At 65.8% G+C, this 25,848-nt stretch carries 22 protein-coding genes and 1 other RNA gene; 16 read left to right on the top strand and 7 right to left on the bottom strand.

Annotated features, from left to right (window positions below; genetic code table 11):
* The first annotated feature begins 193 nt into the window (after positions 1-193).
* The 10 genes from ribH (at position 194) to RQH86_RS19605 (ending at position 13,767) form a co-directional block, all read left to right on the top strand.
* Positions 194-658 (top strand): 6,7-dimethyl-8-ribityllumazine synthase, encoded by a 465-nt coding sequence (gene ribH, locus RQH86_RS19650; protein WP_055850871.1) that lies wholly within the window; start codon positions 194-196, stop codon positions 656-658.
* Complete coding sequence (gene nusB, locus RQH86_RS19645) at positions 655-1,137, top strand: transcription antitermination factor NusB (RefSeq protein WP_055850874.1); 483 nt, start codon at positions 655-657, stop codon at positions 1,135-1,137. The genes ribH and nusB overlap by 4 nt, the downstream gene beginning before the upstream one ends.
* A gap of 107 nt (positions 1,138-1,244) precedes the next feature.
* On the top strand, positions 1,245-2,219 hold the full coding sequence (thiL, locus tag RQH86_RS19640) for a thiamine-phosphate kinase (RefSeq protein WP_311239501.1): 975 nt from the start codon (positions 1,245-1,247) through the stop codon (positions 2,217-2,219).
* A gap of 638 nt (positions 2,220-2,857) precedes the next feature.
* Positions 2,858-4,438, top strand: coding sequence for a CocE/NonD family hydrolase (locus tag RQH86_RS19635; protein ID WP_311239500.1), 1,581 nt, complete (start codon positions 2,858-2,860; stop codon positions 4,436-4,438).
* Between the two features lie 1,249 nt (positions 4,439-5,687).
* Positions 5,688-5,780, top strand: a complete 93-nt coding sequence (locus RQH86_RS19630) for a potassium-transporting ATPase subunit F (protein ID WP_311240052.1) — start codon at positions 5,688-5,690, stop codon at positions 5,778-5,780.
* 15 nt (positions 5,781-5,795) lie between these two features.
* Positions 5,796-7,610: a potassium-transporting ATPase subunit KdpA gene (gene kdpA / locus RQH86_RS19625; protein ID WP_311240053.1), complete on the top strand. Its 1,815-nt coding sequence runs from the start codon at positions 5,796-5,798 to the stop codon at positions 7,608-7,610.
* An 8-nt stretch (positions 7,611-7,618) separates the two neighbouring features.
* Positions 7,619-9,667: a potassium-transporting ATPase subunit KdpB gene (gene kdpB / locus RQH86_RS19620; protein WP_311240054.1), complete on the top strand. Its 2,049-nt coding sequence runs from the start codon at positions 7,619-7,621 to the stop codon at positions 9,665-9,667.
* 3 nt (positions 9,668-9,670) lie between these two features.
* Complete coding sequence (gene kdpC / locus RQH86_RS19615; RefSeq protein ID WP_311240055.1) at positions 9,671-10,324, top strand: potassium-transporting ATPase subunit KdpC; 654 nt, start codon at positions 9,671-9,673, stop codon at positions 10,322-10,324.
* 76 nt (positions 10,325-10,400) lie between these two features.
* Entirely contained in the window at positions 10,401-13,061 is a 2,661-nt protein-coding gene (locus RQH86_RS19610; RefSeq protein WP_311240056.1) for a sensor histidine kinase KdpD, read from the top strand.
* The gene (locus RQH86_RS19605) at positions 13,051-13,767 is read left to right on the top strand and encodes a response regulator transcription factor (protein ID WP_311240057.1); all 717 of its coding nucleotides are present in this window, start codon (positions 13,051-13,053) and stop codon (positions 13,765-13,767) included. The genes RQH86_RS19610 and RQH86_RS19605 overlap by 11 nt, the downstream gene beginning before the upstream one ends.
* Before the next feature lie 13 nt (positions 13,768-13,780).
* Here RQH86_RS19605 and RQH86_RS19600 read toward each other — a convergent pair whose 3' ends face one another.
* The 4 genes from RQH86_RS19600 to RQH86_RS19585 are packed head-to-tail and all read right to left on the bottom strand — an operon-like array spanning position 13,781 to position 17,834.
* The gene (locus tag RQH86_RS19600; protein ID WP_311240058.1) at positions 13,781-15,166 is read right to left on the bottom strand and encodes an FAD-linked oxidase C-terminal domain-containing protein; all 1,386 of its coding nucleotides are present in this window, start codon (positions 15,164-15,166) and stop codon (positions 13,781-13,783) included.
* A complete protein-coding gene (locus RQH86_RS19595; RefSeq protein WP_311240059.1) occupies positions 15,163-15,702 on the bottom strand; it encodes a metal-dependent hydrolase in 540 nt (179 codons plus the stop codon). The genes RQH86_RS19600 and RQH86_RS19595 overlap by 4 nt, the downstream gene beginning before the upstream one ends.
* Positions 15,703-15,731: 29 nt before the next feature.
* A complete protein-coding gene (locus RQH86_RS19590) occupies positions 15,732-16,100 on the bottom strand; it encodes a YraN family protein (protein WP_311240060.1) in 369 nt (122 codons plus the stop codon).
* A gap of 3 nt (positions 16,101-16,103) precedes the next feature.
* Positions 16,104-17,834, bottom strand: coding sequence for a penicillin-binding protein activator (locus RQH86_RS19585; protein WP_311240061.1), 1,731 nt, complete (start codon positions 17,832-17,834; stop codon positions 16,104-16,106).
* 82 nt (positions 17,835-17,916) lie between these two features.
* On the opposite strand from RQH86_RS19585, the gene rsmI reads away from it, so the two are divergent.
* Together rsmI and rnpB are read left to right on the top strand one after the other, a co-directional pair.
* Positions 17,917-18,738: a 16S rRNA (cytidine(1402)-2'-O)-methyltransferase gene (gene rsmI, locus RQH86_RS19580; RefSeq protein ID WP_311240062.1), complete on the top strand. Its 822-nt coding sequence runs from the start codon at positions 17,917-17,919 to the stop codon at positions 18,736-18,738.
* Between the two features lie 143 nt (positions 18,739-18,881).
* An RNA gene (gene rnpB, locus RQH86_RS19575) (RNase P RNA component class A) lies at positions 18,882-19,234 on the top strand.
* 988 nt (positions 19,235-20,222) lie between these two features.
* Here rnpB and RQH86_RS19570 read toward each other — a convergent pair.
* Genes RQH86_RS19570 through RQH86_RS19560 form a run of 3 tightly spaced genes read right to left on the bottom strand, consistent with a single transcriptional unit; the run spans position 20,223 to position 21,606 of the window.
* Positions 20,223-20,540 (bottom strand): CcdB family protein, encoded by a 318-nt coding sequence (locus tag RQH86_RS19570; RefSeq protein ID WP_115512522.1) that lies wholly within the window; start codon positions 20,538-20,540, stop codon positions 20,223-20,225.
* The gene (locus tag RQH86_RS19565; RefSeq protein WP_055850909.1) at positions 20,537-20,788 is read right to left on the bottom strand and encodes a type II toxin-antitoxin system CcdA family antitoxin; all 252 of its coding nucleotides are present in this window, start codon (positions 20,786-20,788) and stop codon (positions 20,537-20,539) included. The genes RQH86_RS19570 and RQH86_RS19565 overlap by 4 nt, the downstream gene beginning before the upstream one ends.
* Before the next feature lie 50 nt (positions 20,789-20,838).
* Positions 20,839-21,606 carry an NRDE family protein gene (locus RQH86_RS19560; RefSeq protein ID WP_311240063.1) on the bottom strand — a complete coding sequence of 256 codons (768 nt, stop codon included), beginning with the start codon at positions 21,604-21,606 and terminating at the stop codon, positions 20,839-20,841.
* A 314-nt stretch (positions 21,607-21,920) separates the two neighbouring features.
* Here RQH86_RS19560 and mraZ point away from each other — a divergent pair, with 314 nt between their 5' ends.
* From mraZ to RQH86_RS19540, 4 genes are all read left to right on the top strand, one after another.
* On the top strand, positions 21,921-22,376 hold the full coding sequence (gene mraZ / locus RQH86_RS19555; RefSeq protein ID WP_010367651.1) for a division/cell wall cluster transcriptional repressor MraZ: 456 nt from the start codon (positions 21,921-21,923) through the stop codon (positions 22,374-22,376).
* Positions 22,377-22,390: 14 nt separating this feature from the next.
* Positions 22,391-23,434: a 16S rRNA (cytosine(1402)-N(4))-methyltransferase RsmH gene (gene rsmH / locus RQH86_RS19550; protein WP_115512519.1), complete on the top strand. Its 1,044-nt coding sequence runs from the start codon at positions 22,391-22,393 to the stop codon at positions 23,432-23,434.
* On the top strand, positions 23,431-23,694 hold the full coding sequence (gene ftsL / locus RQH86_RS19545; RefSeq protein ID WP_055850917.1) for a cell division protein FtsL: 264 nt from the start codon (positions 23,431-23,433) through the stop codon (positions 23,692-23,694). Before rsmH ends, ftsL begins: the two co-directional genes overlap by 4 nt.
* A gap of 283 nt (positions 23,695-23,977) precedes the next feature.
* Positions 23,978-25,840, top strand: coding sequence for a penicillin-binding protein 2 (locus RQH86_RS19540; protein WP_055850920.1), 1,863 nt, complete (start codon positions 23,978-23,980; stop codon positions 25,838-25,840).
* The last annotated feature ends 8 nt before the right edge of the window (positions 25,841-25,848 follow it).

The raw sequence follows: 25,848 nt of genomic DNA, 5'->3' as shown, positions 1-25,848 counted from the left end.
GGAGCGGGTGGCGGTGATGTCGCCCGTGGCCCGTAGACAACCGCATGCCGCTGGCACAACGCGCTGCAGCTGGTGCACCAGGGTGTCCAGGACGCCCGGCAGTGCCTGCTTCGGCGGGCCGCTGCCTCAGATGTCGGCCGGGCCTGGGCCCGGCAGCTGTTAAACTCCTTGCCCCCTCGAGTTGCCGACCCGCATGACCCACTACGAAGGCGATCTTCGCCCCACCACCGCGCGCTTTGCGATCATCGCCAGCCGCTGGAATGCCCGTATCACCGACGTGCTGGTTGCCGGTGCACGCCAGAGCCTGGCCGGCAACGGCGTCGGCGAGGACGCCATTGACGTGATCCGCGTGCCGGGCGCCTGGGAAATTCCGATCGCTGCCAACCGCGTGGCGCAGTCCGGCCAGCACGGCGCGATCATCGCGTTGGGCTGCGTGATCCGTGGCGATACCCGCCACTACGAACATGTGGCCGACCTATGCGCCGAAGGCCTGATGAGCGTGCAATTGCAGACCGGCGTGCCGGTGCTAAATGGCGTGCTGGCGGTCGAGCGGGTGGAAGATGCCGAGGCGCGTGCCGGCGGCAGCCATGGCAACAAGGGCGAGGAATGCGCGCTTGCCGCACTGGAACTGGTGAATTTGATGGAGTTGTTGCCATGAGCAAGTCCGGTGGACATGCCCGCCACGGCCGTCGCGACGGTATCGACCCGGTGCTGCGCTCGCGCGCACGCCGCCGCGCCTTGCAGGCGGTGTATGCCTGGCAGATCTCGGGCGGTTTCGCCAAGCAGGTGATCGGCCAGTTTGCGCATGAGCAGGCGCACGAAGTGGCCGACCTGGCGTACTTCGAAAGCCTGGTGGAAGGCGTGCTCACCCATCGCGCCGAGCTGGATACTGCGTTGACGCCGTATCTGGATCGCGGCGTGGAAGAGGTCGATGCGATCGAGCGTGCGGTGCTGCGTCTGGCCGCCTTTGAGCTGCTGCATCGGCAGGACGTGCCATACCGCGTGGTGATCAACGAAGCGATCGAAACCGCCAAGCGCTTCGGCTCCGAACACGGGCACACCTACGTCAACGGCGTGCTGGATCGCGCTGCAGTGGAGTGGCGCAAGGTCGAGTCGGGCGGCGTCAGCGGCGCCTGAGCCGCGGGAATCGGGAGTCGGGAATGGGGAATCATGAAGAGCCCCACTGCTCGCGACCACCCGCCGCATTTGCGATTCTCCATTCTCCATTCCCGATTCCCGTTGCCATGCCCGAATTCGATCTGATTGCGCGTCTGCGCACGCGCATCGCCGCGCGTGCCGATGTGCCGTTGGGCATCGGCGACGACGCGGCCTTGCTGCAGCCGCCGGCTGGCGAGCAGTTGGCCATCACTGCCGACACGCTCAATGCCGGTGTGCATTTTCCGCACGAAACGCGTGCCGACGATCTGGGCTGGAAGACGCTTGCGGTCAACCTGTCCGACCTTGCCGCGATGGGCGCGCAGCCACGCTGGTGCACCTTGTCGCTGTCATTGCCGCACGATGATCTGGCGTGGGTGGACGCATTTGCCGATGGATTCTTCGCGCTTGCCGATGCGCATGGCATCGCGTTGGTCGGCGGCGACACCACGCGCGGGCCGTTGTCGTGCGCGGTCACCGCGATCGGCAGCGTGCCGCCGGGGGCTGCGCTGCGTCGCGATGGCGCGCGTGTGGGCGATGACGTGTGGGTGACCGGCCAGCTGGGCGAAGCAGCGGCGGCGTTGTCGCTGTGGCAGGCCGGCGCGTTGGATGTCACGCGTGTGGCGGCGGATCCGCTGCATGAAGCATGGCGCGGCCGGCTGCTGCGTCCGCAGCCGCGTGTGCAGGCAGGATTGCGGCTGCGTGGGCTTGCCCATGCCTGCGTGGATGTCTCCGACGGCCTGCTGGCCGATCTGGGCCATCTGTGCGAGCGCAGCGGTGTGGGCGCCCACCTGGCGTTGACTGACTTGCCGCAGATGCCGTGCAGCGACGGAATCAGCGCGTTGCAGTGCATCGGCTGGCAATTGGGCGGCGGTGACGATTACGAACTGTGTTTTACCGCTGCCCCACAGCACCGTGATGCGGTGCTGCAGGCGATGGCGTTTGCCGGCGTTGCTGCCACGCGCATCGGCCAGATCGTTGCCGCACCAGGCGTGGTGGTGCACGACGCCGACGGCCATCCCTGGCAACCCCCCCAGCGTGGGTATCAGCACTTCGTCGGTTGAGGAGTGGCGGCTGGTGCTGCTGCGCTGACGGGTCACGAAAGCTAGCGCTGGGCGGTGTGTCCGCTGTGGCGGTGCCAGCCGGGCGATGCGCATCGGCGAGCGTGGTAGGGCGCGTCCCCGAACTGCCTGCGTTGCCGAGTGCGGTACTGCGGGGCGAGGTTCTGGGTCTCACCCGTCCTGCCGATGTGTTTCGCGAAGACAAAACGGCCACGCGATATCGCGCTGGTTGCAGCACGGCTATGCCTCTGAAAAATTCGGTCGCAGTGGCGCCATGAGGGCGTGTGTCGACTGGGGCGGTTGTGGCTGCGGCGGGGCGGCTCAACGCCCGTGCCTCAGTGGCGGTATCAGATTCCCGCCGCTCGCCTCCCGCCTCCCCAATCCCCAATCCCCAATCCCCAATCCCCAATCCCCAATTCCCAATTCCCAATTCCCAATCCCCAATTCCCAATTCCCAATTCCCAATTCCCAATTCCCAATTCCCAATTCCCAATTCCCAATTCCCAATTCCCAATTCCCAATTCCCGCCTTGAACCCATACCGTACCGTCTGGTACGTTCGCCGGGTTCTCCCCCGAACCACGGATGCATGGCAGTTGCCGCTGGGCTATCCCGGCCCGGCTTTGCGTGGGAGAGAGCAGCATGAACAAGGTTTGGATCCGTGGCATCGCCGCGGTGGCGTTGCTGGTGTCGTCGGCATCGGCCGTGGCAGGCGCCTTCAGCAAGACCTACGAACGCATCCCCGGCTGGGATGGCGCACCGATGGGGGCGCTGGTGCTGGTGCCGCAGGGGCAGGGAAGCGGGCCGTTTCCGCTGATCGTGATGCCGGCCAGTTGGTCGTTGCCCAATCTGGAATATCTGGGCCGCGCGACCCAGCTGGCCAGCGATGGCTATGTCGTCGTCAGCTACACCTCGCGCGGGTTCTGGGATTCGGCCGGGCAGATCGACATCGCCGGGCCGGACACTGTGGAAGACGTCAGTGCGGTCATCGATTGGGCGCTGGCGCATACGCCGGCCAACCCGAATGCGATCGGCGCGTCCGGCATCTCGTATGGCGCGGGCATCAGCCTGCTGGCCGCCGAGCGCGACCCGCGCATCAAGGCAGTGGCTGCGCTCAGTGGCTGGGCCGATCTGGAGGCCTCGCTGTATTCCAATCGCACTGTCAGCCAGCAGGGCGTCGGGTTGCTGGTCGGGGCGGGCGCATTGACCGGACGCGCTGGCCCGGATCTGGCGCAGATCGGTACGAAGGTAGCGCAGGGTGATTTCGATGGTGCGGTGCAGGGCTTCCTGCCGCAAGCGGCCTCGCGCAGCCCGGTGACCGACGTGGCCGCGCTCAACGCGCGCGGCACTGCAGTGCTGCTGGGCAATGCCTTCAACGACGGCTTGTTCCCGCCGAATCAAACCATTGCCTTCTTCAATCAGCTGCGCGGGCCCAAGCAACTGCTGCTGAGCCAGGGCGATCACGCCACCACGGAACTGCCCGGCGCTTTGGGCCTGCCCAACGAGGTTTATACCGCGGCCACGCGTTGGTTCGATCGCCATCTCAAGCAAGTGCGCAATGGTGTGGATGCCGAAGCGCCGGTGCGGCTATCGCCGCGCGCCGGGCAATGGCTGACGTATCCGGATTGGGCATCGGTGCAGCAAGACACCACGCGCCTGGGTCTATCTGCACCGGCCGGGCTGCTCAGCCCCACCGGCGGATTGATCGCTGGCACGGCCAGCGGATGGCAATCGCGCATTGCCACCGACGTGCCGACCCTGGCCGACTCGGGCGTGGTGCTGGTCAGCGGCCTGTTGCAAGGCATCGGCTTGCCGGTGACCACCTCGATTCCGCTAGTCACGCGTGTTGGCGCGGCGGTGTGGGTTGGGTCGCCGGCTAGCGGTGTGCGTCAGCTGGCGGGCAGTCCGTCCTTACGCATCACGGTGGTGCCCACGCAATCGAAGGTGAGCCTGTTTGCGTATCTGTACCGCATGGACGCGTTGGGCATTGCCTCGTTGATCACGCATGCGCCGTACTCGCTGCGCGATGTAACGCCCGGCCGCGCGGTGACCCTGGACTGGTCGCTGCAGGCCGCCGCCGCCGAAATCCCCGCAGGACAGCGATTGGTGTTGGTCATCGATACCCGCGATACGCGCTACACCGATGCAAGCGATGGCGGCGGCATGGTGACGTTTACCTCGCCGGTGGCAACGCCATCGGTGTTGAACGTACCGCTGCGGTAAGGCGTCAGGGCAATACCGAGCCCTCGTTTGCTCACATCAGCGGTGGATGATTGCCATGACCTGTGTTCGCCTTGCCATTGCACTTGCGTGGCTGCTGTGCAGATTGCGAACAAGTGGGATTTTCTCTTTGGCCTTGTTGCGGCATGGATGCCGCTAGGGAGCCTTGAGTCATCGGTTGATGGTGTATTTCGCTAACGGGTAGGGCAACGCGTCCTGCGATCACACTGGCTTGGGTTTTCAGATGCTGCCAAAGTGCGCTCGCACCTCTGCATGTCGTTGCGTTCGATGAGCGACGGCGAGAAGCCGGTGATCTGTGCGGTCGCTGAGATCCAGGCTCTGACGGCAGCCCACGCCGGCTCTCGACACCTAAACTGCCAGATTCCGAACAGATAAGGCTCTTATGCGGCATCCATGCCGCATAAGGTCCCGCGACGGTGGGCGGGCAAGGGCCATTCGAGAATGTCGGTATGCATGGTTAAAAGCAGGGCATCGTTCGCGTGCGGTGCTGTGGCGAGCAGATGAGTTTCTACTCCTCGCTTTTTTATGGGAAGAGCCCACATATAAAAAGAATGTACTCACGTACAGCAATCATGTCGTTACGTCTGTAGCTGAGTCGTCAGCCGCATCAGCTCAATCAACCCCACAACGTCATCTATCTGCGCCACTGCGTGTCGCCGTTCCATCCGCACGCAACCAACTCGACAGGCGCACTGCCCTGGCCGGTTCCGGGACCGTGTGGCGGCATGGATGCCGCCACCGAGCCTCCAGGGACGGATTCACGGCGTGTCCCGGAACCGGCCAGGGCAGTGCGCCCTCGACCAACCGCCTCGACCAACCGCCTCGACCAACCGCCTCGACCAACCGCCTCGACCAACCGCCTCGACCAATCGCCGATCGAGCACCCACCCTCAGCCACACCAACCAATCGCCCGCATCCAAGCCGTAACCGCACCAAGGCGAGCAAACAATCCAGGCATCGACCAACCACCGCGCGGCCGCTTTTATGCGGAATTTACGCGGTGCCCCTGGCACGTCCATAGCGACTTTACGCAGCTCGGGACGAGACTGCGCGCAGTGGCGGAGCGGTTCCGCCGTGGACGATCCTGATGCATCCCTTGACCTGTCTGCTCCATCGGCGCCGCGCGCGCGGTGCGGCAGCGCCTTGCCTTGTTGTCATGCAGCTGCCGCATGCGCCCGCGCGCAGCGCAGCGGCCTTGCGCCCTTGTGCGCGTCACGGGGAGTAGCCGACATGCCTGCCTGGTTGTCCCTGCTGTGCGGCATGGCCGTACTCGTTGCCGCCGCCTACCTGTTGTACGTGGTGCTGCGGCCCGAAGACTTCTGATGCGAGTGCGCTCCAATGAGTGAAACCTTTCTTGTTTATGCGCTGGCCATCGTGCTGGCGTGGCCTCTTGGCCGTTATCTGGCGGCAGTGATGCGCGGTGCACCGATGCGTGGCGATGTGCTGTTCGGCAGGATCGAACGGCCGTTATACGCATTGCTCGGCACCCGCCCGCAGCAGGGCATGTCGTGGCGCGGCTACACCATCGCGTTTCTGCTCAGCAACCTGGTGGTTGGGCTGCTGACCTGGGGCGTGTTCATGACCCAGGCGTGGCTGCCGTTCAACCCGGATGGCATCCCCAACATGCGTTGGGATACCGCGTTGCACACCATGGTGTCGTTCCTCACCAATACCAATCAGCAGCATTACTCCGGCCAGGCGCAGCTGTCGTATCTGGCGCAGATGACCGGCATCGTCGGCCTGCAGGTGGTGACGCCGATGATGGGTCTGGCGTTGGCGGTAGCAACCTTGCGCGCGTTGTTCGGTGGGCGCGCCGTCGCACGCGTGTCCGATGGCTTGTTGGCATCGGACGCGACAGCGAGCGCCCGGCCAGGAATGACCGAGCAGGACGACCCGGAGACGGCGTTGGCGCGCCATGCAGGGCAGCAGCCAACGTCAGGCGCAGAGGCGCTGCCCGAGGCCGATGTCGGCAACTACTGGGCCGACGTCATCCGCGCCAGCGTGCGCGTGCTGTTGCCGCTGTCTCTGGTGTGGGCCATGTTGCTCGGCTGGCAGGGCGTGCCATCCACGCTGCAAGGTGCCGCGACGGCCGCACCGCTGGACAGCAGCGCCGGCATGACCACGCAGACCATTCCGGTGGGACCGGTGGCGGCGATGGTGGCGGTCAAGCAGCTCGGCACAAACGGCGGTGGCTGGTATGGCCCCAATAGTTCGGTGGCATTGGAAAACCCCACGCCGTTGAGCAACTTGCTGGAAACCCTGGCACTGGTGCTGCTGCCGATGAGCGTGGTGTTCATGGTCGGCTATCTGACCGGGCGCAAGCGACTCACGGCCTTGGTGTTCGGCACCATGTTGACGATGTCGGCTGCATCCACGGCCTTGTTGATGTGGTCCGAAGCGCATTCGGCCAGTGCCGCCTCGCCGGCCTTGATGGAAGGCAAGGAAGTACGCATCGGCGCCGATGCTTCCGCGCTCTGGGCGGCGTTGACCACGCAGACGTCCAATGGCTCGGTCAATGCAATGCACGATTCGCTGGCGCCGCTGAGTGGTCTGGTCACGTTGGTGGATATGCTGATCAACGCCATCTGGGGCGGCATCGGCTGTGGCCTGCAGCAATTTGTGGTGTACCTGTTATTGAGCGTGTTTCTGGCCGGTTTGATGACTGGGCGCACGCCCGAATTGTTTGGCCGCAAGATCGAAGCGCGCGAAGTGCAGTTGCTGGCACTGCTGATTTTGTTGCAGCCGCTGGTGGTACTGGGCTTTACCGCGGTGGCATTGGCGGTGCCGGCATTGACCGGTAATTCCAATCCCGGCTTTCATGGCATCAGCCAGGTGTTCTACGAGTACACCTCGGCTTTTGCCAACAATGGCTCGGGTTTCGAAGGGCTGGGCGATGCCACGTATTGGTGGAATCTGAGTTGCTCGGTGGTGCTGGCCCTGGGCCGCTACCCGGCCTTGATCCTGCCGTTGATGGTGGCTGCACGCATGGCGGTAAAGCGGCGCGCGCCCGAATCGGCCGGCAGCCTGCAGGTGGAAACACCCACCTTTGCGCTGACCTTGATGGCGATCGTGCTCGTGCTGACCGTGCTGCAGTTCATGCCGGCACTGGTGCTGGGCCCCATCGCTGAACACCTCGCCCTGGCGGCGTCCTGAGAATGAGCATGTCTACGATCGATACAACTGAAAAACGCGAGCGCGGTGACGCAGCGTTGTTCGATGCTGCGGTGCTGATCGCAGCGATGCGTGCGGCCTTTATCAAGCTGTCGCCACGGCATCTGCTGCGTAGCCCGGTGATGGCGGTGGTGATGGGTGGCACGCTGCTGGCAGCGGTGATCACCGGCAGCGGCTATGGCAATGCCGGTTTTGGCTGGGCAGTGACGGTGATCTTGTTTGTCACCGTGTTGTTCGGCAATTTTGCCGAAGCCATTGCCGAAGCGCGTGGCCGTGGGCAGGCGGCATCGTTGCGCCGTGCGCGCAAGGACCTGATCGCGCGCCGCGTCGAAACCGCATTGGGTGGGCGCGAAACCCGCGTGCCGGCGGCCGAGCTGCGTCCGGGCGATTACGTGATGGTGTCCGAAGGCGAATTCGTCCCGGCCGATGGCGAGATCGTGCGCGGCCTTGCCACCATCAACGAAGCGGCGGTGACCGGCGAATCGGCACCGGTGCTGCGCGAAGCCGGCACCGATCGCAGTGGCGTGATCGGCGGCACACGCGTGTTGTCCGACGAGATCGTGTTCAAGGTCACGGCCGAACCCGGCCACAGCTTTCTGGATCGCATGATCGCGCTGGTGGAAGGCGCCAATCGGCAGAAGACGCCGAATGAAATCGCGCTGACTTTGTTGCTGGCCGCAATGACGTTGACCTTCCTGATCGTGGTGGCGTCGCTGCCGGCGATCGCAGGCTTTGTCGGTGTCACGCTGGACCCACTGTTGCTGATCGCATTGCTGGTGTGCCTGATCCCGACCACCATCGGCGGCCTGTTGCCGGCGATCGGCATTGCCGGCATGAACCGCGCGTTGTCGGCCAATGTGCTAGCCAAATCCGGCAAGGCGGTGGAAGTGGCTGGCGACGTGGACGTGCTGCTGCTCGACAAGACCGGCACCATCACCTACGGCGACCGCCAGGCCACCGCGTTTCATCCGTTGGCAGGTATCGACCGTGCGCAGCTGCGCGATGCCGCGATGCTGGCCTCGCTGGCCGACCCCACGCCGGAAGGCAAATCCATCGTCAAACTCGCGCGCCAACAAGGTGCCGTGGCTGTCGAACCGGAAGCTGCGCATTTCATCGCTTTCACCGCGCAGACGCGCATGTCGGGGGTCGATCTGTCCGGCCGCGCAATTCGTAAAGGTGCCGGCGATGCCATCGTGGCGTATGTGCAGGCACAGGGCGCCACGGTGTCGCCGGAGTTGAACGGGCGTATCGAAGAAGTGGCACGCGGCGGCGCCACACCGCTGGTGGTCGCCGAAGGCCGGCATGTGCTCGGTGTGGTCGAATTGAGCGACGTGGTCAAGCAGGGCATCAAGGAAAAGTTCGCACAGCTGCGTGCCATGGGCATCAAGACGGTGATGATCACCGGCGATAACCCGCTCACCGCTGCCGCCATTGCCGCAGAAGCCGGCGTGGACGATTACATCGCGCAAGCGCGCCCGGAAGACAAGCTGGCACGCATCCGTGCCGAACAAGCCGGCGGGCGGCTAGTTGCAATGGTTGGCGACGGCACCAACGATGCACCGGCGCTGGCGCAGGCCGACGTGGGCCTGGCGATGAACTCCGGTACGCAGGCGGCAAAGGAGGCCGGCAACATGGTGGATCTGGATTCGGATCCGGCCAAGCTGCTGGCGGTGGTCGAGGTGGGCAAGCAGCAGTTGATCACGCGCGGTGCGTTGACCACCTTCTCGTTGGCCAACGACGTGTCGAAGTATTTCGCGATCCTGCCGGCGTTGTTTGCCGCGGCGATACCCTCGATGGCCGCGCTCAACGTGATGCAGCTGTCCAGCCCGCGGCATGCGGTGCTGGCGGCGCTGATCTTCAATGCGCTGATCATTCCGGCGTTGATTCCGCTGGCCTTGCGTGGCGTGCGGTTTCGTCCATCCAGCGCCACGGCCTTATTGCGCCGAAACATGCTGATCTACGGGCTGGGCGGCATCGTGCTGCCGTTTGCCGCCATCAAACTGATCGATCTGGCGCTTGGCGCCACCCTGGGTGCCTGAGCCATGACCACGTCTTCCGCCAATCATTGTTCCACTGCGTTGCCGTTGCGCGACGACGGTGCGTTACGCGCCTCGGTGATCCTCGCGCTGTTCATCCTGTTCGGCTTGGGTCTGGCGTATTCGCTGATCGCTACCGGCATCACCGGCGCGTTGTTTCCGGCCCAGGCGCACGGCTCGTTGCTGCGCCAGGACACGCGCGTGGTCGGCTCGGCCTTGGTCGCGCAGCCGTTCACCGCTGCGCGCTACTTCCAGCCGCGTCCATCGGCCGCCAAGTACGATCTCACTGCGGCCGCCGGCAGCAATCAGGCGCGCTCCAATCCTGACCTGCTGGCACGCATCGCCGCCACGCGCACGGAGGTCGCCGCACGCGACGGGATTGCACCGGATGCGGTGCCGAGCGAGTTGCTGACCCAATCCGGCAGCGGCCTGGACCCGCATCTGAGCCCGGCGGGCGCGCAGGTGCAGGTACGCCGCATCGCCGCCGCGCGCGGCTGGCCAGAGCAACGCGTCGCCGCACTGCTGCAAAGCGCCACCGAAGCGCCACAGTTCGGTCTGCTTGGCCAGCCGCGGGTGAATGTGCTGGCGTTGAATCTTGCGTTGGATCAGGCTGGGAATGGAGAAACGGGAATAGAGAATGGGGTGAAGCAAAAGCACTAGGATCATCGTGCAGCTGTAGTCTTTGCGATTCCCGATTCCCGATTCCCGATTCCCGATTCCCCATTCCCCATTCCCGATGATTGACGCCCGCACCCAACAAGCCGACGCGCTGATCGGCGAACTGCAACGCGAACACGGCGGGCGCCTGACGGTGTTTTTGGGCGCGGCACCCGGCGTGGGCAAGACCTACGCCATGCTGTCGCGGGCGCGCGAGCGCTTGCGGCAGGGCATGGACGTAGTGGCCGGCATTGTGGAAACCCACGGGCGTAGCGAAACCGCCGCGTTGCTGGACGGCTTGCCGCTGCTGCCGCGCACCCGCGTGAGCTACCAGGGCCGCACACTGGAAGAACTCGATCTGGATGCGCTGCTGGCGCGCAAACCGCGCTTGGCCCTGATCGACGAGCTGGCCCATCGCAACGTGCCCGGCAGCCGTCACGAGCGGCGATGGCAGGACATCGTCGAACTGCTGGATGCCGGCATCGATGTCTACACCACGGTCAACATCCAGCACCTGGAAAGCCTCAACGACATCGTGCTGCGCATCACTGGCGTACGCGTGTCCGAAACGGTGCCGGACGCGGTGTTCGATCGTCTGCGCGACATCGTGCTGGTGGATCTGCCGCCGCGCGAACTGATCGAGCGCCTGCAGCAGGGCAAGGTCTATCTGCCCGAACAGGCGACGCAGGCCTTGCAGGCGTTTTTTTCGCCATCCAATCTGACCGCGCTGCGCGAACTGGCGATGCAGACCGCCGCCGATCGTGTCGACAGCGATCTGCGCGATACCCAGGCCGCGCGTGGGTTGCCCGGTACCGCCGCACTGCGCCGCCGTGTGGTGGTGGCCATCGATGGGCGTGGCAGTTCGGAGTATCTGGTGCGGGTGGCGCGGCGATTGTCCGAACGCCGCGATGCACCGTGGACGGTGGTCACCGTGCAAACGCGCACCGTGGCCGATGCCGGCTGGCAGTTGGAGATCGACCGCGCCTTCGCACTGACGCGTCGCCTGGGTGGCGACACCGCGTTGCTGCATGGCGCCAATGTCGCCGAGGCTTTGCTGGATTTCGCATCGCAAAACGGCGTGTCGACTCTGGTGCTTGGGCGCACCCGCGAGCGCCCATTGGCGCGCATGTTTAACCGCACCTTGACCCAGCAATTGCTGCAACGTGGCGCGCATTACGAACTGGTCATCGTCAGCTCCGCCGATGCGCGTGCACGTGCGCGTCAGCGCTGGCGCAATCCACGCCATTGGCTGCAAGGCTACGACCTGGCCTTCGCCGCGATTGCCGCCGCCGGTGCGGTGGCTGTGGCCTGGCTGTTGCAGCGCTGGACCGATATCGACGATCTGTCGATGGTGTTTATCGTCGCCGTGGTGCTGGTCGCCTCGCGCACCCGCATGGCCGCTGCGGTGATCGCGGCATTGCTGAGTTTTGTCGCCTACAACTTCTTCTTCATCGAACCACGCTTCACCTTGCACATCAGTGCGCGCCAGGGCGTGGTGACGGTGTGTCTGTTCCTGATTGCCGCGCTGGTCGCCGGGCGCCTGGCCTCGCGGCTGCGTAGCCAGGTGTTGGCGCTGCGTGCGGCCAATGCGCATGCCAACGCGCTGCAGGCGCTGGGCCGCCAGCTCAGCACGGCCGCCGATCTCGGCCAGGTGTTGGAAGCCGGCCGCCGTGCATTGACCACCGCACTGGATGCCGAGGTCTGGCTGCGCCTGGAGCAACGCGAAAGCGATGCACCGGCCAGCTTCGGCGCACTCGACCGTAGCGCGGCGGAGTGGACGCAGCGGCATGGGCAACCTGCGGGCCGCTTCACCGATACGCTGGCCGGTGCGCAATGGTGGTGCCTGCCGGTACGCCACGAGCGCGGCAGCCTGGGCGTGGCGGCGCTGCGCTTCCGGCAGGCCGTGCAGCGTCCTGGCCTGGAGCAACGTCGGCTGGCCGAAGCGATGGTGGACGACATCGGCCAGGCCGCGCTACGCACGCGTCTGGTCGCCGACCTGGAAGGCGCACGCGTGAGCGGCGAAACCGAACGCCTGCGCTCGGCATTGCTGTCGTCCGTCTCGCACGACCTGCGCTCGCCGCTGGCCTCGATGATCGGCTCCGCCAGCAGCCTGGCCAGTTATGGCGATGCGATGGATGCGCAGGATCGCCACGCCTTGCTCGACACCATCCAGCTTGAAGGCGAGCGGCTGGATCGCTACATCCAGAATCTGCTCGACATGACCAAGCTCGGCCACACCGGGCTGACCTTGAATCGCGACTGGATCGGCGTGGACGAGTTGATCGGCTCGGCCACCCGCCGCCTGCAGCGCTACCAACCGGATGTGCGCCTGCAACTGGACCTGGCCGCCGACCTGCCGGCGATCTGGGTGCACCCGGCGCTGGTGGAACAGGCCATCTTCAACGTGCTGGAAAATGCGGCGAAATTTTCGCCACCTGGCATGGCCGTCACCGTGCAGGCGCAGCTACGCAGCGGCGCCTTGCAGATCGATATCGGCGACCAGGGCCCGGGCATTCCCGAGGACGAGCGCGCGCGCATCTTCGACATGTTTTACAGCGTCGAACGCGGCGACCGTGGCCGTCACGGCACCGGCCTGGGGCTGACCATCTGCCAGGGCATGATCGGCGCGCACGGTGGCAGCGTCGAGGCGCTGGCCGGGGGACATGGTCACGGCACCACGATCCGCATTACGCTGCCGCTGCTTGTTCCTGCCGCGCCACCTCGCCCCGATGCCGACTGACATCACTGCCATCCCGCCCGCCCGCGTGCTGATCGTCGACGACGAGCCGCAAATCCGCCGTTTTCTCGATATCAGCTTGCGCGCGCAGGGCTACCGCGTGCTGCAGGCCGGCACCGGCGAAGAAGGGCTTGCGTTGTTGGCCGGGCAGGGCGCCGAACTGGTGGTGCTGGATATCGGTCTGCCCGACCGCGACGGCCATGAAGTGCTGCGCGAGATCCGCCAGTGGTCCAACGTGCCGGTGATCATGCTCACCGTGCGCGCCGGCGAAACCGAAAAGGTCGCCGCCCTCGATGCCGGCGCCAACGACTACGTCACCAAACCGTTCGGCGTGCAGGAACTGATGGCGCGCATCCGCTCGCTGTTGCGTCAGGCCGGCGCCGGCACCACGGTGGAAGAAAGCGTCTTCGACGATGGCCGCCTGCATATCCATCTGGGCCTGCGCGAAGTCACGCTCAATGGCGAAGCCATCCCGCTGAGTCGCAAGGAATACGCCTTGCTCGCGTTGCTGCTCAAACATGCCGGCCGCGTGGTGACGCAACCGCAATTGCTGCGCGAAGTGTGGGGACCCACCCACGAAGAAGACACCCACTACCTGCGCATCCTGGTCGGCAAGCTACGCCAGAAACTGCACGACGACGCTGCCGACCCGCATTACATCGTCACCGAACCGGGTGTGGGGCTGCGCTTCATCGGTGTGACGCGCTGAAGCAACAACCGCGCTAGGCCGGCGGCAGCACCTTGCCCGGATTCAAGATCCCATCCGGGTCGAGCGCGGCCTTGATCGCGCGCATCGCCGCCAGCGTCGGTGCGCTGAAGGCCTGGGTCATGAAATCGCGCTTGGCCACGCCAATACCGTGCTCGCCGGAGAGCGTGCCTTCCAGCGACAGCACCAGCGCGAAGACGCGCGGTAATGCCGCATGCGCGCGCGCGTTTTCATCGGCATCGTCCGGGTCGTACATGATGTTGACGTGCAGGTTGCCGTTGCCGGCATGGCCGAAGGCGACGATCGGCAGAGCGAATTCCGCCGCCAGCGCTTCCACGCCAGCAACCAGCTCCGGGATGCGCGAGACCGGCACCACCACGTCTTCGTTGATCTTGCCGGGCTTGATGGTGCGCAATGCGGGCGACAACGCTCGGCGTGCGGCCCACAGTTTGTCGCGCGCGCTGCCATCGGCGGCGATGTCCAGGCTGAGCACGCCCTCGCCATCGGCGGCATCGTGCAAGGCCTGCAATGCGTAAGGCAGCGTGTCGTGATCGCCATCGGCTTCGATCAACAACATTGCGCCAGCCTCGGGCACGTCGCTGCCATTGCGGCGCAGTAACGCGATCGCACTGGCATCCATGAATTCCAGCATGGTCGGCGTGGTGGGTTGCGCCATCAGCCGCGACACCGCGGCCGCAGCGCTGGCGGCATCGCGGTACAACGCGCGCAGCCCGGCTTGCGCAACTGCGCGCGGGGTCAGCTTCAAGGTCGCTTCGACGATGATCGCCAGTGTGCCTTCGCTGCCAACCAGTAAATGGGTGAGGTCGTAGCCGGTGGAATTTTTGGTGTACGCACCGCCGCAGCGGATAACATCGCCGGTGCCGGTCACCGCCACCAGGCCGAGTACGTTGTCGCGGGTGGCGCCGTACTTCACCGCGCGCGGGCCGCCGGCGTTGGTGGATAGATTTCCGCCGATGCTGCAGATCTCCGCGCTGGACGGATCCGGCGGCCAGAACAAACCATGCGGCTGCAAGGCCTGCTGCAGATCGCCATTGAGCACGCCCGGCTGCACCACGGCGCAGCGGTCTTCCGGGCGCAGTGCCACGATGCGATTCATGCGCGCCATCGACACCACCACGCCGCCGGAAAACGGCACCGCCGCGCCGGTGGTGCCGGTGCCCGCACCGCGCGCCACGATCGGCACGCCATGCGTGCGGCATGCCTGCACGATCGCCACCACGTCGTCGGTATCGCGCGGCAGCGCCACCGCAGCGGGCAATGCCCAGCGACGCGAATCGTCTTCGCCATAACGGCGGCGCGCATCGTCGGCAGTCAACCAGCCATCGGGTCCAAGCCGCGCGGCCAACAGCTCGGCTAGCGCGGTGGGAAGTACATCGGTCATTGCGGGTGATCCTGTGGTGCCGCGCGCTGGATACATCGAAATCCCAGCGCTGCGACGGTGAGCGGCAGCCAGACCCAACGCAGCTCGGAGAGCAGCGTGTTCAAGCCGCGCGCATTGAAAAATCCGTTGGCAAACGGCGAGACGCGGATCGGCCGCCACGGCGCGAACCAGCGCGTTTCGCTCCACGGCCATGCCAACGCCACACCGAGCCCGCCGGAGGTCATGCCATCCAGGATCGGGTGCGATGCGGTGCAGACAAACAGCCACACCGCTGCCTGCACGACATCCGCACGCAGGCCGCGATGCGCTGCCGCGCCGAGCAGTGCGATGACGCTGGCGAACAACAACGAATGGCTGGCACCGCGGTGACCAAACGCATCGGCATACGGAACGTGCAACGCAAACGCCAGCACGTCCGCATCGGGCAACATCGCCGCCACGATGCCGGCACCGAGCAAGCGCGGCGAAATGCGTCCGCGTTCACTGGCATACCAAAGTGCCAGCGGCACTGCGGCGTGGGTCATGATGGTTGGCATCGAACGTCGTTAGTCGCGCTTCTGAAGCATCAGCAATCGTCGGCGCGGAAGGCGTCGCGGATCCAGTGCAGCACCGGCGGTTCGCCGCTGGCTTCGACTACGTCGAAGCGACATGGCAGCGCTGCCAGTGCAGGGTGAGAGACAAGAAACAACTGCGCCGCCAGTACCAGCTTGCGGCGTTTGCGCACATCCACCGAAGCCGCGCCGCCGCCGAAGCGGGTGTCGCGGCGGTAACGCACTTCGACAAACACCAGCGCCGGCCCGTCGCGCATCACCAGATCCAGTTCGCCGCCGCGGTAGTTGGCATTGCTCACCACCAGGCGCAAGCCGGCCTGCTCCAGCTTCACGCGTGCGGCCGCTTCCACTGCCGCACCGCGTTGCTGGCGCGCTGCCGGCATGACTTAGCGGCCGTCGGCGATCGGCACCGGGCGGCCACCGTTGAAGGTGGACCATGCCGGCGTGCGCAGCACATTGCCGAAGCCGTCCAGATGCAAGGTGCCGGTGGCGCCGCGCAGGCCGCCGTCGGTGCCGGTGGCGAGCTTTTCCAGATATGCGCTGATCTTCCATGCGTCGTAGCCGAACGCGAACAGACGTGCGGCCGGGCCGCGTGCGCTGGGCAGGGTGCTGGCGACCTGGCTGGCCGCCGGCAGGCCGGAGACGCCAAGTGCGGTCCAGGTTTCGCTGGGGTAGATGATGCCGTCCAGCGCCAGGTCGTCTTCGACCTTGCCGGTGCCGGCCACCAGCTGCGAGGTGCCCACGCGCGACTTGCCGGCAAACCCGCTCAAGGCCAGCTGCGGCGCCAGCGCGCGCGCGGTGTTGCCGCGCACCGCCAGGAACACCGCATCGGCAGTGCCGTAGTTGCGCAGCTGCGCACCGATGTCGCCCGGTGCATCGGCCACGCTGATGCTGCCGGCGACCTTGCCGCCGCGTTCGGTGAAGCGGTCGCGGAAGGCCTTGATGGTGCGCTTGCCGTTGTCGTCGCCGGTGCCCACGATCAGCACGTTGCGGCGTTCGCGCGAGAGCAGATATTCGGCGGCCATGATGCCGTCGTCTTCCGGTGCCAGCGAGAAGCCTGCGCTGCCAGCGGGCGGCGCCTTGTTGTCGGTGGGGCGGTTGAGCGCCAGCACCGGCACGGCAAGCTGGCCGCGCGCGAACAACGCGCTGACTTCGTCGCGACCCAGCGGGCCGACCACGTAATCGACACCGGCGCCCACGGCTTTGTCGTAGGCGGCATTGGCACCGGCGGCGGTGCCGGCGGTGTCGAAGAACTGCACCTCCGGGCGGCGGCGGGTTTCGGCGTAGTAGCCAGCCAACAGCCCATCACGCACCGGCGCGGCGGCGGTGGCCAGATTGCCGGTGAGCGGCAGCAGCACTGCCAGTTTGACCGGCGGGCGGTAACCGTCGCGCTCGGCCGGCGGACGCTTGCTGGTGTCGAAGCCCCATTGCGCATCGCGATCGAATGCGCGCGGCAACGCCAGGCCGCGGCTGATCAGCGCGCGGCCGGCAAAGTTGTACAGCGGGTCGCCGGCCGGTAGCGCGGCGGTGCGGCCTTTGAGCGTGGCATCGTCCAGCGCCGCTAGCAGACGCACGACGGCGCGCTGGTTGTCGCTGCGCGGCGTGCCGGTCAGGCTGGCATCGGCGCGTGCCCGGTCGGCGGCGGCGCCGAACAGGTCGCCGGTGGCTTCCAGTGCGGCGGCGCGTGCCACCAGCCAGCGCGTCTGCAGCGGCTGGGTCAGCCCCTGCGGGCTGTCGCCCAGCGCCTGCAGCGCCTGCTCGGCCTGCTTGTCGATCACCGCAAGCTCGCCGGTGAGCAGCCCGAAGCGGGCGCGCTCTTCGCCGCTCAGATGGCGCGCGTTGACCTGCGCCAGCAGCGTGCGTGCGCGGGCGTCATCGCCGGCGTCGTGCCAGCCGAACGCGGCCGCGGCCAGCAGACGGCTGCGTTGCGCACCGCTGGCACCGGCGGCTTCGGCTTCCAGCTGCTGCGCCGCTTCGCGCGGCTTGCCCTGGTCCAGCAACGCCAGCGCCGCGCTCTGCGTCGGCGAGGCAGTCTGGGTGACGCTGCTGGTGGCGCAACCGGCCGCCAGCATGACCAGTAACGACAGGGCGGAGATCCTTGCAACACGCTTGTTCATTTCAGATCCATTGGACAGGGGCCGCCAGGGCGGTCCGTTGAAAACCGCTACGATTCTACCCTTTGCCCCCGGAAGACCGCTGATGATGTCCCCTGGAACCCTGCACGTGGTCGCCACGCCGATCGGCAACCTGGCCGACCTGTCGCCGCGCGCGCAGGAGGTGTTGCGTGGCGTGGCCGCGATCTGCGCCGAAGACACCCGCCACACCCGCCAATTGCTCAGCCATTTCGGCATCGACCGCCCGCTGTTGGCCCTGCACGACCACAACGAAGAGGCGATGTCCGAGCGCATCGTGGCGCGCCTGCGCGAGGGCGAGTCGCTGGCCATCGTCAGCGACGCCGGCACCCCGCTGGTCAGCGACCCCGGCTTCAAGCTGGTGCGCGCTGCCCGCGCGGCTGGCATCAAGGTCAGCCCGGTGCCGGGCGCCTGCGCGGCAATTGCCGCGCTCAGCGTGGCCGGTCTGCCCAGCGACCGCTTCAGCTTCGAGGGTTTTTTGCCGGCCAAGAGCGCTGCGCGTCGGGAGCGCCTGGCGCACCTGGCCGGTGAGACCCGTACCCTGGTGTTTTACGAATCCTCGCACCGCATCGTCGACTCGCTGGCCGACCTGCGCTTCGCCTTCGGCGACGACCGCCCGGCGGTGATCGCCCGCGAGCTGACCAAACTGTTCGAAACCGTGCTCGACGGCAGCCTGGCCGAGTTGCAGGCCAGGGTCGAAGCCGACGACAACCAGCGCAAGGGCGAGTTCGTGGTGATGGTGCAGGGCGCCGCCGACGCCGCCGAAGGCCAACTCGCCGAAGGCCGCCGCGTCTACGCCAAACTCGCCGAGCACCTGCCGCCCTCCACCGCCGCCAAGCTCGCCGCCGAGCTGACCGGTGCGCCGCGCAAGGCGTTGTATGGCGGCTAGGGTGGTGGTCGCGAGCGCGCTGTGATCGGCGATGACGCTTTCTCGGTAAGGCTGTCGCGCCCGGGTGCGCTCCTACGGTCAATGGCCGGTTGGAAACGCTGCGCCGTTCTGGATTGTGGCGATAGCGTAGAATGCCCCCCGGCGGAGTCGGCCAGACAGTCGCGTCACTCGCAAGAGTGCCGAGGAAAGTCCGGGCTCCATAGGGCAAGGTGCCAGGTAACGCCTGGGCGGCGCAAGCCGACGGAAAGTGCAACAGAGAGATACCGCCGAACGGTCTCGCAAGAGGCGCGTGGTAAGGGTGAAATGGTGCGGTAAGAGCGCACCGCGAGTCCGGTAACGGACCGGCACGGCAAACCCCACCTGGAGCAAGACCAAATAGGGATCCATTGGCGTGGCCCGCGCTGGATCCGGGTAGGTTGCTTGAGCGCTGCGGTGACGTAGCGCCTAGACGAATGACTGTCCACGACAGAACCCGGCTTATCGGCCGGCTCCGCCGCCTCTTTTGGGCGTAGGCCCAAAAAAGGCGCCCACGCTTCGTACCGCCTGCGGCGGTACAAAACGCGGGTCCCGCTCCGTGGCATGCCACAACCCCCGCGGCTGTCGCCGCGCCCCCTTGACTCAAGGGGGCTTGCAGTTGGGTGGTTGGTCGAGGCGCTTGTGCGATGCACTCGCTTGCCCCAATTGCGGAATGATTAGTCGAGTGAGTGGTTGAATGGCGCGTCCAAGGCTTTGATGGGCATGCCAGAGTCTCGCGGCTGTATCGCTGCCTTCTTTGGGCGTTCGCCCCAAGAAGACACCTACGCTTCGTACCGCCTGCGGCGGTACAAAACGCGGGCCCCGCTCCGGGCATGCCAGAACCCCGCGGCTGTCGCCGCGCCCCCTTGACTCAAGGGGGCTTGCAGTTAGGTGGTTGGTCGAGGCGCTTGCGCGATGCGCTCGCTTGCCCCAATTGCGGAATGATTAGTCGAATGAGTGGTTGAATGGTGCGTCCAGCGATTTGATGGGCATGTCAGATCCCTACTGCTGTATCGCTGCCTTCTTTGGGCGTTCGCCCCCAAGAAGACACCCACGTTTCGTACCACCTGCGGCAGTACAAAACGCGGGCCCCGCTCCGGGCATGCCAGAACCCCGCGGCTATTGCCGCGCCCCCTTGACTCAAGGGGGCTTGCAGTTAGGTGGTTGGTCGAGGCGCTTGCGCGATGCGCTCGCTTGCCCGCGATGGCGGAATGACTCGCTGAGAGAGCGGGTGGGTAATTTGCCCAGTTGGTCGATGATGGTTTGGCCTTGTCCTTCTTTGAGCGTTCGCCCCAAGAAGACACCCACGCTTCGTGCCGCCTGCGGCGGTACAAAACGCGGGTCCCGCTCCGTGGCATACCAGAACCCCGCGGCTATCGCCGCGCCCCCTTGACTCAAGGGGGCTTGCAGTTGGGTGGTTGGTTGAGGCGCTTGCGCGATGCGCTCGCTTGCCCGCATTGACGAGATGGCTAGCCGAATGAGCGGGTGAACAGCTCGTCCAGGGCGTCGATGATGGTCTGGCCTTGGTCCTTGAGGGAGCCGGCAGGGTTGTTGAGCACTGTCAGCGGCACCGAGGTCATTTCCAGGGGTTGCAGGATGACGCGTTGGCCGGCGACGGTGAGTTCCGGGGTGAAGCGGGACGGGGTTGGGGAGTGCTTGGACTTGATGACCAGGGGCACGACGACGCGGCGGGGGGAGGCGTCGAAGATCTTCGACTGGACCACGACCACGTAGGGGATGTTCTTGTTCTGTCCGACGTTTGCGTAGACATCGAACTGGTCGGTCATAACGTGGAGAACTCGTCGGCGAAGGAGCCGTGCGTGTCGGTGAAGGTCTTCCATTCGCTCGCAGCGCGCTGCAACTCCATCGCTCTGGCGCTATGGCTGTCGCGCTCTTTGGTGACGTAGTCGGCCAGCAGTTCTTCGACCTTTGCCGACAGGTTGCCGGTCATCGCCCGTGCCTGTGCGGCCAGGTCCGAGTTGATGGTCAGGTTCAGCGGTTTCTTTTGCGCGGAACTGTCGTAGTAACGGCTCATGGTCGGCCTCCTGTCGTTCATGCGCACGCTATGCGCATGATTGCGCAGTGTCAACGCGTACCGAAGATGTCCAGCCGTGTTTCGCCCTGGAATGTTCCACCGGGGCCGAAGCGGCGTTCGTGGATGAAGCCGCTGCCTGCATGATCCACCGCCACGATGGTGCTGGCGCGGGTGCCGTAGCTCTGGCCGGCGATGAAGGCGGCCGAGAGCAGGCGTTCGGTGGGCAGATCGACGCCGGTGTGGGGCAGGGCATCGTCGGAAGCGATGACGGCGTTGCCCAGGGCTGTCCACAGCGGTTGCAGGTCTTCGCTGCCCGTGGCGCACCAGTCATGCAAGACCGCAGTTAGCGCAACGGTCTTGGGCCAGGGCGCGTCCAGCGGGCCGTTGGACATCCCATGGATACCGGGAGCCAGCGTGCGTGCCAGCGGCGGGTGATTGCTGAGGTGTTCGCAGCGCTCGGCGTCGCACAGCAGCAGGTTGAACGGTGGGAACGCGTGTCCATCCGCGGCCAGTTCCTGGGCATAGGCAGTAGCGTCGGAACTGCCGGATAGATAGTCGGCAATCAGATGACCACGCGAGCGCCCGGACATGGTGGCCATCGGGTCGCGCACGTTGGTCACCACGGCGACTCGGCCGTCGCTGCCCAGTCCGACCCAGCTTCCGCCCGAGCGCAGGTCGCGCCCGGCCAGCACGTTGTCGGCAGGCGCCGCCCAGCGCGCAAGCGGTGCGGTGGGGCGTTCGTGGAATTCATCGCGGTTGCCTGCCAGCAGCAGGCGCAAACGCGGGTGGGTTTTCCAGGCAAGAGCGACTAGGCACATGTCGCCAAGTGTGGCGCGTTTGCGCAGCCATGCGGTGCAGCTGGCGCAGCGTGAAGTGAGACGCGGGTCGTGTTTACACAGCCTTCACGCCCCTGAATTTTTGTTCAATCTCAAAATCTGAGACGAAACAGCAACTTGTGGATAAGCTTTGAACAAGTCTCTAAAGAGTGCTGCAACTCATTGATGCGACTGGCGATTTGCGACCTTGAAAACTGTTGACAACCTTTGGTGCACTGCTAAGGTGGGCATCGGAGGGAAAACCAGGTGTTTTGTGGTTTTTCGTGGTTCAATGATCCCCCAGCGGGTATTCGAGGTTGCATTCGGTGTTTCAGGGCGAGACTGCCATCACGGTGGACGACAAGGGGCGCATGGCGGTACCTACCGCGTATCGCGACCTGGTCACGCGTGTGAGCGGCAACCGCCTGGTGCTCACCTACAACCCGTTCGAAGCCGGTTGCCTGTGGCTGTATGCGGAGAAGGAGTGGGAGCGGGTGCGCGACGATGTGATGTCCAAGCCCAATACCCAGCGCGTGGTCCGCACGCTGCAGCAAAAACTGGTGGGTTCCTCCGCCGTGCTGGAGCTGGACGCCAATGGCCGTCTGAGCATTCCGGCCAGCCACCGCAATGCGGTCGGCATCGAGAAGAAAGCCGTGCTGCTTGGCATGGGCGACAAATTCGAACTCTGGAGCGAGCAGGCACATCGCGCACTGATCCAGCAGACATTGTCTGACGGGGATCTGGGCGATGAATTGCTCGATCTCAGGTTGTGAGCCGGGGTGCCCGGATGCGCGGTGAAGCGCAGCCCGGTCACCCGGTGTCGCAGCCGCCGGCGGCCCATGTGCCGGTGCTGTACACGCAGGTTCTGGATGGCCTGCAGGTGACCGAAGGCGGAACCTATCTCGATGGCACGTTCGGGCGTGGCGGACACGCACGCGGCGTGCTGGAACACCTTGGCCCGGGAGGTCGACTGCTGGTGATGGACAAGGACCCTGAAGCGATCGCGGTGGCCGAACAGACGTTCGGCGGCGATGCGCGCGTGTCCATCCATCGCGGCAGTTTCGCCGGACTCGGTCAGGTGGTCGCCGCTGCGACCGTCGACGGCATCCTGCTGGACCTGGGTGTGTCCTCGCCGCAGCTGGACGTGGCCGGCCGCGGTTTCAGTTTCGGCAAGGACGGCCCGCTGGACATGCGCATGGATCCGGACGCCGGACAGAGCGCGGCCGAGTGGCTGGCGCATGCCAGCGATCGCGAGATCGCCGACGTGTTGTGGACTTATGGCGAAGAACGCCAGAGCCGCCGCATCGCACGGGCCATCGTGGCGCGCCGCACCGAGCAGCCGTTGTTGCGCACCGCGCAGCTGGCCGACTTGATCGCCTCGGTGATGCCGCGCGGCGACAGCAAGACCCATCCGGCCACGCGCAGCTTCCAGGCCATCCGCATCCACATCAACCGCGAGCTGGCCGATCTGGAAGCCGGGCTGGACGCCGCGCTGGGCGCGCTCAAGCCGGGTGGCCGGCTGGCGGTGATCAGCTTCCACTCGCTGGAAGACCGCATCGTCAAGCAGTTCATGGCCCGCTACGCCAAGGCCCCGCCGAGCAACCGCCGCCTGCCCGAAGCGCAGCCGTTCGTGCCGACGCTGCAGCTGGTGACAGGCGCAGTCAAGGCCGACTTCGACGAGTTGAGCGTCAACCCGCGTGCGCGCAGCGCAGTACTGCGGGTGGCCGAGAAGCTGGGAATGGGGAATGGGGAATCGGGAATGGAAACGCGCGCCACGCGAATCCCGAATCCCGACTCCCCAATCCCGGCGCCTCAAGGAGACGCCCAATGAGCCGCCTGCTGCTGATCGTGCTGCTCGCCTGCAGCATCGCCTCGGCGATCGGGGTGGTGTACATGCGCCACATGCACCGCAAGCTGTTCGTGCAGCTGTCCAAGCTCGAACACGCGCGCGATGAGTTGAACATCGAATTCGGCCGGCTGCAGTTGGAGCAGGCCACCTGGGCGGAAAGCAATCGTGTCGATCAGGTCGCGCGTGCGCGCATCGGGATGAAGTTCCCGGAGACCAACGACATCGTGGTGGTGCGCCCATGACGAAGTCGCACGACAGCCTTTTTGAACGTCGCAGCCGCCCGCAGGGTGGCACACAAGCAGCTTCGCCCATGACAAAACGGCACGACGGCCTTTTTGAACGTCGCAGCCGCCCGCAGAGTGGCGCACAAGCAGGTGCGCCCATGACAAAACGGCAGGACAGCCGTTTTGCACGGCGAAGCCGCCCGCAGTGTGGCGCACAAGCAGGTGCGCCCATGACAAAACGGCAGGACAGCCGTTTTGCACGGCGAAGCCGCCCGCAGGGTGGCGCACACGGAGGTGCGCCATGAAAGCCGGCCGCAATCGCCCCCGTAGCAACTTCAACCTGCGCGGCCGGCTGACCCTGGTCGGTATCGCGTTGGGCCTGTGTTCGGTGACGTTGATCGGGCGCGCTGCATTCGTGCAGCTGGTCAATCGCGATTTCTATCAGCGCCAGGGCGAAGCGCGCTATCTGCGTGAGCTGCCGATCGCCACCTCGCGCGGGATGATCACCGACCGCAATGGCGAGCCGTTGGCCGTGTCCACGCCGGTGGAATCGATCTGGGTCAATCCGCAGGAACTGCTGCGCAACCCCGACCGCATTCCCGAGTTGGCCAAGGCGCTCGGCCAGCCGCTGGACGAGTTGAACGCCAAGCTGGCGCAAAAGGCCGGCAAGGAATTCATGTACCTGCAGCGCCGGATCAACCCGGACAAGGCGCATGCGATCGTCGAGTTAAAGATTCCGGGCGTGTTTTCGCAGCGCGAGTTCCGTCGCTTCTATCCGCAAGGCGAAGCGATGGCCCACGTGCTGGGCTTCACCAATATCGACGACCGCGGCCAGGAAGGGCTGGAGCTGGCCTTTGACGAATGGCTGCGCGGCAAGCCCGGCTCCAAGAAGGTGGTGCGCGATGCGCGCGGCGCCATCGTGGAGAGCGTGGATCTGGTGCGTCCGGCGCAGCCGGGCAAGGATCTGACGCTGAGCATCGACCGCCGCATCCAGTTCCTGGCCTACAAGGAACTGCGCAACGCGTTGGTCGAAAACAATGCCGCTGGCGGGTCGATGGTGGTGATGGATGTGGCCACCGGCGAAGTGCTGGCGATGGTGAATCTGCCGACCTACAACCCCAACTCGGTGACCGGCATCAATCCGTCGGCACGACGTAATCGCGCCGTCACCGATCTGGTCGAGCCGGGCTCGACGATGAAGCCGCTGACCGTGGCGACCGCGCTGACTGCTGGTGTGGTGACCAAGGACACCGTCATCGATACCAACCCCGGCTATATGTCGGTGGGGCGCTTCACCATTCGCGATGTGCCGCGCAACAACGGCGTACTCAACGTCACCGGCGTGATCACCCGCAGCTCCAATATCGGTGCGGCCAAGATCGCGGCCAAGGTGCCGGACCAGACGTTCTATCAGTCGATCCGCAACTTCGGTTACGGCAGCGCGCCGCATAGCGGTTTTCCGGGCGAATCGGCCGGTGTGGTGCTGCAGCCAGCGCGCTGGAGCGGCCCGTCCAAGACCACGATGTCGTACGGCTACGGCCTGTCGGTGACGCCGCTGCAGATTGCGCAGGCGTACGCCACGCTGGGCAACGGCGGCAAGCTGACGCCGCCGACCTTCGTGCGTGGCCAGCACAACGAGACCCGTCAGGTGATCACCCCCGAGGTGGCGCGACAGGTCATCGACATGATGGAGACGGTGGTCACTCAGGGCGGCGCCAAGGGCGCGGCGATCCTTGGCTATCACGTAGCCGGCAAGACCGGTACCGCGCGCAAGAACGGCGCCAATGGTTACGAGCGCGGGCATTACAACGCGCTGTTTGCCGGTCTGGTACCGGCCACGCGCCCGCGGTTTGCCACCGTCATCGTGATCAACGATCCGCAGGGCAAGGTGTATTACGGCGGCCTGGTGTCGGCACCGGTGTTCCATAAGGTAATGGAAGGTGCGCTGCGGTTGATGGACGTGCCGCCGGACGATATCCAGTCGTGGCTGGCCGCGCAGGCCGCCGGCAAGACCGGTCAACCGATCGTCAAGCCGCAACCGGCCGATCTGGATCCGGCGCTGGTACCGGACCCTGTGGACGAAGTGTCGGCCGGCATTCCGACCGCGATCGCACCACCGCCTGCGCCTGCGCAGCCTGCGCCGTTGCAGGAGAGCCGTCAGTGAGTCGCGCC

The organism is Xanthomonas sp. WCS2018Noco2-27, from assembly GCF_031843525.1.
Lineage (GTDB): Bacteria > Pseudomonadota > Gammaproteobacteria > Xanthomonadales > Xanthomonadaceae > Xanthomonas.
This window is presented reverse-complemented; position numbering and strand designations above follow the sequence as displayed.

What these genes read in the sequence shown, in the direction of transcription:
- kdpC (WP_311240055.1), top strand. Translation starts at nt 9,671, where the DNA reads ATGACCACGTCTTCCGCCAATCATTGTTCCACTGCGTTGCCGTTGCGC.
- kdpB (WP_311240054.1), top strand. Translation starts at nt 7,619, where the DNA reads ATGTCTACGATCGATACAACTGAAAAACGCGAGCGCGGTGACGCAGCG.
- RQH86_RS19585 (WP_311240061.1), bottom strand. Translation starts at nt 17,834, where the DNA reads ATGAACAAGCGTGTTGCAAGGATCTCCGCCCTGTCGTTACTGGTCATG.
- RQH86_RS19605 (WP_311240057.1), top strand. Translation starts at nt 13,051, where the DNA reads ATGCCGACTGACATCACTGCCATCCCGCCCGCCCGCGTGCTGATCGTC.
- RQH86_RS19540 (WP_055850920.1), top strand. Translation starts at nt 23,978, where the DNA reads ATGAAAGCCGGCCGCAATCGCCCCCGTAGCAACTTCAACCTGCGCGGC.
- RQH86_RS19630 (WP_311240052.1), top strand. Translation starts at nt 5,688, where the DNA reads ATGCCTGCCTGGTTGTCCCTGCTGTGCGGCATGGCCGTACTCGTTGCC.
- kdpA (WP_311240053.1), top strand. Translation starts at nt 5,796, where the DNA reads ATGAGTGAAACCTTTCTTGTTTATGCGCTGGCCATCGTGCTGGCGTGG.
- rsmI (WP_311240062.1), top strand. Translation starts at nt 17,917, where the DNA reads ATGATGTCCCCTGGAACCCTGCACGTGGTCGCCACGCCGATCGGCAAC.
- thiL (WP_311239501.1), top strand. Translation starts at nt 1,245, where the DNA reads ATGCCCGAATTCGATCTGATTGCGCGTCTGCGCACGCGCATCGCCGCG.
- RQH86_RS19595 (WP_311240059.1), bottom strand. Translation starts at nt 15,702, where the DNA reads ATGCCAACCATCATGACCCACGCCGCAGTGCCGCTGGCACTTTGGTAT.
- RQH86_RS19610 (WP_311240056.1), top strand. Translation starts at nt 10,401, where the DNA reads ATGATTGACGCCCGCACCCAACAAGCCGACGCGCTGATCGGCGAACTG.
- ftsL (WP_055850917.1), top strand. Translation starts at nt 23,431, where the DNA reads ATGAGCCGCCTGCTGCTGATCGTGCTGCTCGCCTGCAGCATCGCCTCG.
- RQH86_RS19570 (WP_115512522.1), bottom strand. Translation starts at nt 20,540, where the DNA reads ATGACCGACCAGTTCGATGTCTACGCAAACGTCGGACAGAACAAGAAC.
- ribH (WP_055850871.1), top strand. Translation starts at nt 194, where the DNA reads ATGACCCACTACGAAGGCGATCTTCGCCCCACCACCGCGCGCTTTGCG.
- RQH86_RS19590 (WP_311240060.1), bottom strand. Translation starts at nt 16,100, where the DNA reads ATGCCGGCAGCGCGCCAGCAACGCGGTGCGGCAGTGGAAGCGGCCGCA.
- RQH86_RS19635 (WP_311239500.1), top strand. Translation starts at nt 2,858, where the DNA reads ATGAACAAGGTTTGGATCCGTGGCATCGCCGCGGTGGCGTTGCTGGTG.
- rsmH (WP_115512519.1), top strand. Translation starts at nt 22,391, where the DNA reads ATGCGCGGTGAAGCGCAGCCCGGTCACCCGGTGTCGCAGCCGCCGGCG.
- RQH86_RS19600 (WP_311240058.1), bottom strand. Translation starts at nt 15,166, where the DNA reads ATGACCGATGTACTTCCCACCGCGCTAGCCGAGCTGTTGGCCGCGCGG.
- RQH86_RS19565 (WP_055850909.1), bottom strand. Translation starts at nt 20,788, where the DNA reads ATGAGCCGTTACTACGACAGTTCCGCGCAAAAGAAACCGCTGAACCTG.
- nusB (WP_055850874.1), top strand. Translation starts at nt 655, where the DNA reads ATGAGCAAGTCCGGTGGACATGCCCGCCACGGCCGTCGCGACGGTATC.
- RQH86_RS19560 (WP_311240063.1), bottom strand. Translation starts at nt 21,606, where the DNA reads ATGTGCCTAGTCGCTCTTGCCTGGAAAACCCACCCGCGTTTGCGCCTG.